The following is a 7,762-nucleotide window of genomic DNA, read 5'->3' on the forward strand; positions in this document are numbered from 1 at the left end:
GTCTCAACCAAGGAGAGAAAAATGCCGATCATCAATGTCAGCGTCACCGGCAAGCCCGACGCCGCCTTGTCGGCGAGAATCGCCGGGGAAGTCACCGAACTGACCGCCACGCATCTGCGCAAGGACCCGACGATTACCGCGGTCGCGATCACCTATCTCGACCCGCAACACTGGTTCGCCGGTGGCAAGTCGCTGGCCGAGCACGGCGCCAACACTTTCTGGCTCGACATCAAGGTCGTCGATGGCACCAACACCAAGCTCGAGCTGGAGGCTTATCTCCGAGCGATCTTTGCCGCCTACGGCCAAATCCTGGGAAATGTTCACGAGGAAAGCTATGCCCTGGTGCACGAGGTACCGGCGGCCGCCTATGGTTTCGGTGGCAAGTCGCAGGAATTTCGCTTCATCAGTGGCCGATTGAAGGCAGCGTAGCACCTCCTTCCCACATTGACGTCGCCCCTACTTTCGCTAGGTTCTCCCCCGAAGCGGTCGTGAAGAGCCGCGGTGCGAAAATCCGTTGGGAGAGAAGCGGCAATGATCCTGACACTGGCGTTGCTTGCGGGCCTCGTTGCGGCCTGGCTGCTGATTGGCGTGGTGGAAAAGTTCCGCCTCGGCCTGCGCTTTGCCCAGGCACTGCTCTATGTACCGTTCAAGCTTGCATACCGGATCGGTGACGACCGCATCAGGATCGCGCGCAAAGCGGCGGCCCCGGTCATCTATGTCATCTCGCATCAGTCGCGCATCGAGCCGGCGCTGATGCTGTCGCTGTTGCCTGATGACACTCTGCACATCCTCGACGATGTCTCGGCGCGGTCTCCCTGGCTGGAGCCGTGGCGCGAGCTAGGCCGCACCATCGCCTTCAACGCCGAGCATGTCTTCGTCAGCCGCCGGCTGGTGCGGTTGCTGAAGGGCAAGGGTCGCCTCGCCGTCTACCTGCCCGACGCGGTCGAGCCCGATGTCAAGACGTATCGTTTGTTTCGCGCCGTCACCCGCATCGCCATGCAGGCCGACGCCAGCATCGTGCCGATCTTCGTCGCCGGTACGCGCACCCTGCCGGTCTCGCTGACGCCGGCGGACAAGGCGCCGCGCCGCTGGTTTGCGCGCCTGTCGATCAGCGTGCTGGAGCCAATGACCATCGCCGAGCTCGTGGCGCGAAACCCCGACCAGGCCTCGAACACCAATGCGCTGTTCGACCGCGTTGCCGAGGCCCGGCTGTTCGGCAGCGATCTCGATCGCGGCCTGTTCCTGGCCATGCGTGACGCCGCCGACCGCGTCGGCGCCTCGCATCCGATCGTCGAGGACGTCATCTCAGGCGCGCTGAGCTACCGCAAACTGTTCATCGGCGCGCGGGTGCTGGGCCGCCGCTTCGAGGCCGCGACCGCGCCGGGCGAAGCGGTCGGGCTGCTTCTGCCCAACGCCAATGGCGTCGTGCTGTCCTTCGTCGGCCTGCTGTCGGCCGGCCGGGTGGCGGCGATGATCAACTACACCGCCGGGCCGGCGAGCGTCACAGCGGCCGTGCGCACAGCGATGATCCGCACGGTGGTTTCGTCCCGCGCCTTCGTCGAGAAGGCCGACCTTGCCGACATCGTCGCGGCGGTCGAGAAGGGCGGCGCCAAGCTGTTGTGGCTGGAGGATATCCGCGAAAGCGTGACCACGCTGGAGAAGTTCGCGGCAGCCTTGCGCTGGCGCTGGCCGCTGCAACGGCAGGACGCGGCCAAGCCGGCAGTGATCCTGTTCACGTCGGGGTCGGAAGGCACGCCCAAGGCGGTGCTGCTGTCGCACCGAAATCTCTACGCCAACGCCATGCAGGCCGAGGCCCGCATCACCATCTCGCCGGCCGACATCCTGCTTAACGTGCTACCGGTGTTCCACTCTTTCGGCCTGACCGGCGGCACCATCCTGCCGCTGGTCACCGGGGTAAGGCTGTTCCTCTACCCCTCGCCGCTTCACTACAAGATCATCCCCGAGATCGCGCGCAAGGTGCGGCCGACCGTGATGTTCGGCACCGACACGTTCCTCGCCAACTATTCCCGCACCGCCAAGGATGGCGACTTCTCCAGTCTGCGCTTTGTCGTCGCCGGCGCCGAGGCGGTGAAGCCGGAGACGCGCCGCGTCTATCGCGAGCGCTTCCAGGCCGAGATCATCGAAGGCTTCGGACTGACCGAGGCAGCACCCGTCGTCGCCGTCAACACCGCCATCCATGGCCGCGACGGCACGGTCGGGCGCCTGCTGCCGGCGATACGCATGAAGCTGCAACCGGTCGAGGGCATCAGCGATGCCGGGCAATTGTGGCTCAATGGACCCAATTTGATGATGGGCTACATGACCGCGGACCGGCCAGGCGAATTGCAGCCGCTCGACGGCTGGCACGACACCGGCGACATCGTTTCGGTCGATCGCGAAGGTTTCATCACCATTCGCGACCGCGCCAAGCGTTTCGCCAAGATCGCCGGCGAGATGGTATCGCTGGGCGCAGTGGAGATGCTGGTGCAGTCGCTGTGGCCGGAAGAACGCCATGCCGCGGTCGCGGTGCCGGACAAAAGGCGCGGCGAGCGCATCGTGCTGGTTACCACCGCAGACGATGCCGACGCGGAAGAATTGCGCAAGTTCGGCAAGAAGGCAGGTGCCGCCGAATTGATGGTGCCCAACGACATCGTCAAGGTCGAGGAGATCCCGGCGCTGGGTTCTGGCAAGACCGACTATGTCTCGACCCGCAAGCTGGCGATCGACAGGCTGGGGCTGAGCGCGGCGGCGTAATCTCCCCCTTGAGGGGGAGATGGCCGCGAAGCGGCCAGAGGGGGTCGCCGCGCGTGAAGCGCCGACCTCTTTCTGCCACGGGAGGCCGAGCCCGGTCGAACCGACCCCCTCTGTCGCCTTCGGCGACATCTCCCCCTCAAGGGGGGAGATAAAAGCGGCGTCAACCAATATCAGAAGGTGGAACCTTCTCGCCCTCGCGCTTGGCGCGCCTGGTATAGGCACGCACACTGAACGGCAGGAAGATCAGGTAGCCGGCGACCGACGCGGTCAGCGTGTACCAGGGATAGGTCATCAGCAACAGCACATAGAGGACGACGCCGAGGATGACCGGCAGCACCTTGTCGCCCGGTATGCGTATGCTCTTGCCGGAATAGACCGGCAGCCGGCTGACAAGCAGGAAGGCGACGAGGATGGTGAAGCCGGTGGCGATGAAGGCGGCCAGGCGGCTCGGCTCCAGGCCAAGCCGCAGGAAATAGAGATAGAGCGGCAGCATGACCAGCACGGCGCCGGCCGGCGCCGGTACGCCGACGAAATATTCGGTCTGCCAAAGCGGACGTTCGGTCTTCTCCTCGTCAAGCACGTTGAAACGGGCAAGCCTCAGCCCGCAGGCAATGGTGAACAACAGCGCCGCGATCCAGCCGGGCGAGCCGGCGCGGTCGAGCAGGAAGGCATAGAGCACCAGGGCCGGAGCGACGCCGAAATTGACGATGTCGGCCAGCGAATCCATCTGCGCGCCGAATTTGGATGTCGCCTTCAGCATCCGCGCCAGGCGGCCGTCGATACCGTCGAGAAAGGCGGCAAGCAGCACCATGACCACCGCCGGCTCGAAGCGACCTTCGAAGCCGAAGCGGATGCCGGACAGGCCGGCGCAGATGGCAAGCACGGTGACGAGGTTGGGCAGCACCATGCGCATCGGGATTTCGCGGATGCGCGGGCCGCCGCTGGCATGCGCCTCGAATTTCTTGAACGGCGCGCCCACCGGTCAGGAAATCCGCACGAGCGGCGTCGCGGCAACGCCGCCGAATTCGGCCAATACGGTCTCGCCGCCGACGGCGGTCTGGCCGACGGCAACGCGCGGCGTCGCGGTCGACGGCAGGAACACGTCGACGCGCGAGCCGAAGCGGATCAGTCCGAAACGCTCGCCGATGGCGAGTGCATTGCCGGCCTCGGCCCAGCAGACGATGCGCCGCGCCACCAGGCCGGCGACCTGCACCGCCGCCACCGTGCCGTTCGGGCTATCGATGACGAGCCCGTTGCGCTCGTTCTCGGAGCTTGCCTTGTCGAGTTCGGCATTGAGGAATTTGCCCGGCCGGTGTTCGATCCTGGAAATGCGGCCACGCACCGGGGCGCGGTTCACATGGCAGGAAAAGACGTTCATGAACACCGAGATACGGGTCATCTCGCCGCTGCCGAGGCCAAGCTCGCGCGGCGGCACGGCCGGACCGACCGCCGAGATGATGCCGTCGGCGGGGCTTACCACCAGCCGGTCATCGACAGGCGTGACACGCTCGGGATCGCGGAAGAAATAGGCGCACCACGCCGTCAGTATGAGGCCGACCCAGAACAGGAATGTGGAGAAGTACCCAAGCACCAGCGTCGCCGCGCCGAAGGCGGCAATGAAGGGATAGCCCTCGCGATGGATCGGAACGAACGCATTCTTGATCGTGTCGACGATACTCATGGGATGAGGCTCATGGGATGGGGGCGGTCCCTGTTTCAAGTCCGGCCTCAATAGCGGAAAGCCCCCCTTCCCGCAACGCAACAATAGAGAGCCCGGCCCACCCGGCGCCAGGCGTGGGCTAACCTTCCTACAGCTCGGGCAAGCGCTGGTAATTGGCGATATCGGCGCGCACGCCAAGCCGGGCGATTGTCGCCTGCGGGTTGAAGCCCGCCCGCTCATGCACCGCCTTGACGATCGGCACGACGTTGTCGATGGCCGCCTGGTTCTCCCATTCGACGATGGTGACCAGGTTGAATTCGCCTGGCCCCGAGAATTGCTCGAGCAGGAAATCCTGCACGAAGCCTTGCTGGAGACGCAGCAATTCATGCGTCGCCCTGACCTTGCGCAGTATCTCCTCGCGAGCCTCGGCCGGGACGACGAATTTGTCGACCCTGAACACGCTGTCATTGCCAGGCTTTTGATTTGGTTTATCCATTTCGTCTGTCTCCGATCTCTTGTTTGACCACGATCTTCTCCGATCATGGTCACAGCAGGCGCGCCAGGCACCTTCGACCGGGGATGTACGATCTCAACTTAAGTTGAGGTCAAGCCGAAAAATCGGCCGTTGATCGAGCCCTCAGCTCACCTCCGAAGTGCGACGGCGCACGATGACGCCGAGCTCGTCGGTTTCGCGGGCGATGCGCAGCCGCTCCTCGGCCTCGGTCGCCTCGCGCTGACGGTCCCACATCGAGGCGTAGAGGCCGTGCTTGCGCAGCAGATCGCCATGGGTGCCGCGCTCGGCGATCTGGCCATCCTTGAGCACGATGATCTCGTCGGCCGTGATCACGGTCGACAGCCGATGGGCAATGACGATGGTCGTGCGGCCCTTGCTGACAAGATCGAGTGCGGCCTGAATTTCCTGCTCGGTGTGGCTGTCCAGCGCCGAGGTCGCCTCGTCGAGGATCAGGATGGGCGGCGCCTTCAGGATGGTGCGGGCGATCGCCACGCGCTGCTTCTCGCCGCCGGAAAGCTTCAGTCCGCGCTCGCCGACCATCGAACGGTAGCCGTCGGGCAGCCGCTCGATGAAAGGCCCAATCTGGGCAAGCTCGGCCGCCTTGCGCACGTCTTCCTCGCTGGCATCGATGCGGCCGTAGCGGATGTTGTAGGCGATGGTGTCGTTGAACAGCACGGTGTCCTGCGGCACCATGCCGATCGACGCGCGCAGGCTCTCCTGCGTCACGTCCCTGACATCCTGGCCATCGATCAGCACCTGGCCATCCTGGACATCATAGAAGCGGAACAGCAGCCGCGAAATGGTCGACTTGCCAGCACCCGATGGTCCAACGATGGCGACCGTCTTGCCGGCCGGGACCTCGAAACTGACGCCTTTGAGGATCTTGCGGTTGGGATCGTAGGAGAAATGCACGTCGCGGAATTCGATCTTGCCGGCCGAGACGGCGAGCGGCTTGGCGTCCGGCTTGTCGACAATCTCCTGGCGGACATCGAGCAGGTCGAACATCTGCTCGATATCGGTCAGCCCTTGGCGGATTTCGCGATAGATGAAGCCGATGAAGTTGAGCGGCACCGAAAGCTGCATTAGCATGGCGTTGATGAAGACGAAGTCGCCGACCGTCTGCGTGCCGGCCTGCACCTCCAGCGCCGACATGCACATGACGACAACCGTACCCAGGCCGAAGATCACCCCCTGGCCGAAATTCAACCAGCCGAGCGAGGTCCAGATCCTGGTCGCGGCGACCTCGTAGCGCGCCATCGAGCGGTCGAAGCGCTCGGCCTCCATCGCCTCGTTGCCGAAATATTTGACCGTTTCGAAATTGAGCAACGAATCGATCGCCTTGGTGTTGGCGTCGGTATCGCTGTCGTTCATGTCGCGGCGGATGGTGATGCGCCAGTCGCTCGCCTTCACCGTGAACCAGACATAGATCCATACGGTCACGGCAACGACGGCGACGTATTTCCAGCCATAGGTGAAGGCGAAGATCCCGGCTGTCAGCGCGAATTCGAGAATGGTCGGCGCCGTATTGAGCATGATGAAGCGAACGATCGTCTCGATGCCCTTGGTGCCGCGCTCGATGATGCGCGACAGGCCGCCGGTGCGGCGCTCCAGGTGAAAGCGCAGCGACAGCTCATGCATGTGGACGAAGGCGCGGAAAGCGAGCTGGCGCACCGCATACTGCCCGACGCGGGCAAACAGCGCGTCGCGCAACTGGTTGAAGCCGAGCTGTACGAGACGCAGAAAATTATAGGCGATCACGAGAGCGACCGGCGCCAAAAGGAAAGCTGGCAACAATGGCGGCAGGGCCGCGCCCTGCCCCGCCAGCGCGTTCGTTGCCCATTTGAAGAAGTAAGGCCCGGCGACGAGCACGAGTTTGGCGACGACAAGCAGCAGGGTCGCCCAGGTTACACGCCAACGCAGGTCCGGGCGGTCGGCCGGATACATGTACGGCCACAGATTGCGCAATGTATCGAAGGTCGAGCCGGACTCGGAGACGGTTTTTTCGGCCATTTTCTTGCCCTGATCTCAGCAGCCGGAGCAGCAGGAATTTACGAGCGTGGTCAGCGACGCTGAAAGACCGGCGAGCGCATCGCGGTCGACCTGATAGCGCGAACGCTGGCGATCGGGCTCGTAGCGGACCAGACCGGCGTCGACCAGTATCTTCAGATGCTGGGAAACGGTGGACTGCGCCAGGTCGAGATGGTCGACAACCTCCCGGCAGCAGCACGAGTGGCTGGCCGACAGATGTTTGAGAATCTCGATGCGGGCCGGATGCGAAAGCGCGGCGAGCTTGGCGGCAACGGCCTGGCTGTCGGCGAAGCCGCAGGTGTTCCGGGTCTCAATCACGAGAGAATTCATCGTCTATCGGCGATAGACGATGAATGAAATTTCTTCAAGACCTTGGGAAGAAGAAAAGAGATTTCTACTCTGTCTTCGCCGGAGCTGTCGTCATCTGGTCGCCCATTGCCTTGAGGTTGGCGGGTTCGCCTTCCTTCGACTTTTCCGGAACCTTGAACACCTGCCCCGGCCAGATGCGGTCGGGATCGGCGATCTGATCCTGGTTGGCAAGGTAGATGGTCGAATAGCGCATGCCCTGGCCGTAGACCCGCCGCGAAATCCGCCACAGCGTGTCGTGGCGGCGGATGATAACGGCGCTGTCGGCATGCTCAAGCTTGGGCGCCACCGTCGCGGGAACTTCAGTTGGCGGCGTCGCCGTGGCAATGTCGGCCGGCGCCTCGGGCGCAGGTGCAGCCGGATCGGTGGCAGCAACGGCGGGCGGCGTGGAAGGCTCTGTTGCGGGTGCCGCGGATGCTTCGGCGCCGGCGACCGCCGGC

8 protein-coding genes are annotated in these 7,762 nt (G+C 64.1%); 2 read left to right on the forward strand and 6 right to left on the reverse strand.

Annotated features, from left to right (window positions below):
* Window positions 1-21 precede the first annotated feature (21 nt).
* Both CN311_RS28870 and CN311_RS28875 read left to right on the forward strand, forming a co-directional pair.
* On the forward strand, window positions 22-429 hold the full coding sequence (locus CN311_RS28870) for a tautomerase family protein (protein WP_097577028.1): 408 nt from the start codon (window positions 22-24) through the stop codon (window positions 427-429).
* Between the two features lie 102 nt (window positions 430-531).
* The gene (locus CN311_RS28875) at window positions 532-2,754 is read left to right on the forward strand and encodes an AMP-binding protein (RefSeq protein WP_097577022.1); all 2,223 of its coding nucleotides are present in this window, start codon (window positions 532-534) and stop codon (window positions 2,752-2,754) included.
* A 160-nt stretch (window positions 2,755-2,914) separates the two neighbouring features.
* On the opposite strand, the gene CN311_RS28880 is transcribed toward CN311_RS28875, so the two are convergent.
* The 6 genes from CN311_RS28880 to CN311_RS28905 all read right to left on the reverse strand — a co-directional run.
* A complete protein-coding gene (locus CN311_RS28880; protein ID WP_097577023.1) occupies window positions 2,915-3,733 on the reverse strand; it encodes a CDP-alcohol phosphatidyltransferase family protein in 819 nt (272 codons plus the stop codon).
* 3 nt (window positions 3,734-3,736) lie between these two features.
* Window positions 3,737-4,654 carry a phosphatidylserine decarboxylase gene (locus CN311_RS28885; protein WP_280954057.1) on the reverse strand — a complete coding sequence of 306 codons (918 nt, stop codon included), beginning with the start codon at window positions 4,652-4,654 and terminating at the stop codon, window positions 3,737-3,739.
* Complete coding sequence (locus CN311_RS28890) at window positions 4,563-4,910, reverse strand: antibiotic biosynthesis monooxygenase (RefSeq protein WP_097577025.1); 348 nt, start codon at window positions 4,908-4,910, stop codon at window positions 4,563-4,565. The genes CN311_RS28885 and CN311_RS28890 overlap by 92 nt, the downstream gene beginning before the upstream one ends.
* A 141-nt stretch (window positions 4,911-5,051) precedes the next feature.
* Window positions 5,052-6,938 (reverse strand): ABCB family ABC transporter ATP-binding protein/permease, encoded by a 1,887-nt coding sequence (locus CN311_RS28895; RefSeq protein WP_097577026.1) that lies wholly within the window; start codon window positions 6,936-6,938, stop codon window positions 5,052-5,054.
* Between the two features lie 15 nt (window positions 6,939-6,953).
* Window positions 6,954-7,286 carry an ArsR/SmtB family transcription factor gene (locus tag CN311_RS28900; protein WP_097577027.1) on the reverse strand — a complete coding sequence of 111 codons (333 nt, stop codon included), beginning with the start codon at window positions 7,284-7,286 and terminating at the stop codon, window positions 6,954-6,956.
* A gap of 64 nt (window positions 7,287-7,350) precedes the next feature.
* Window positions 7,351-7,762 (reverse strand): LysM peptidoglycan-binding domain-containing protein (locus CN311_RS28905; RefSeq protein WP_245440984.1); only part of this gene is annotated, 412 nt, incomplete at its 5' end.

This window comes from Mesorhizobium sanjuanii, from assembly GCF_002529485.1.
Taxonomy (GTDB): domain Bacteria; phylum Pseudomonadota; class Alphaproteobacteria; order Rhizobiales; family Rhizobiaceae; genus Mesorhizobium; species Mesorhizobium sanjuanii.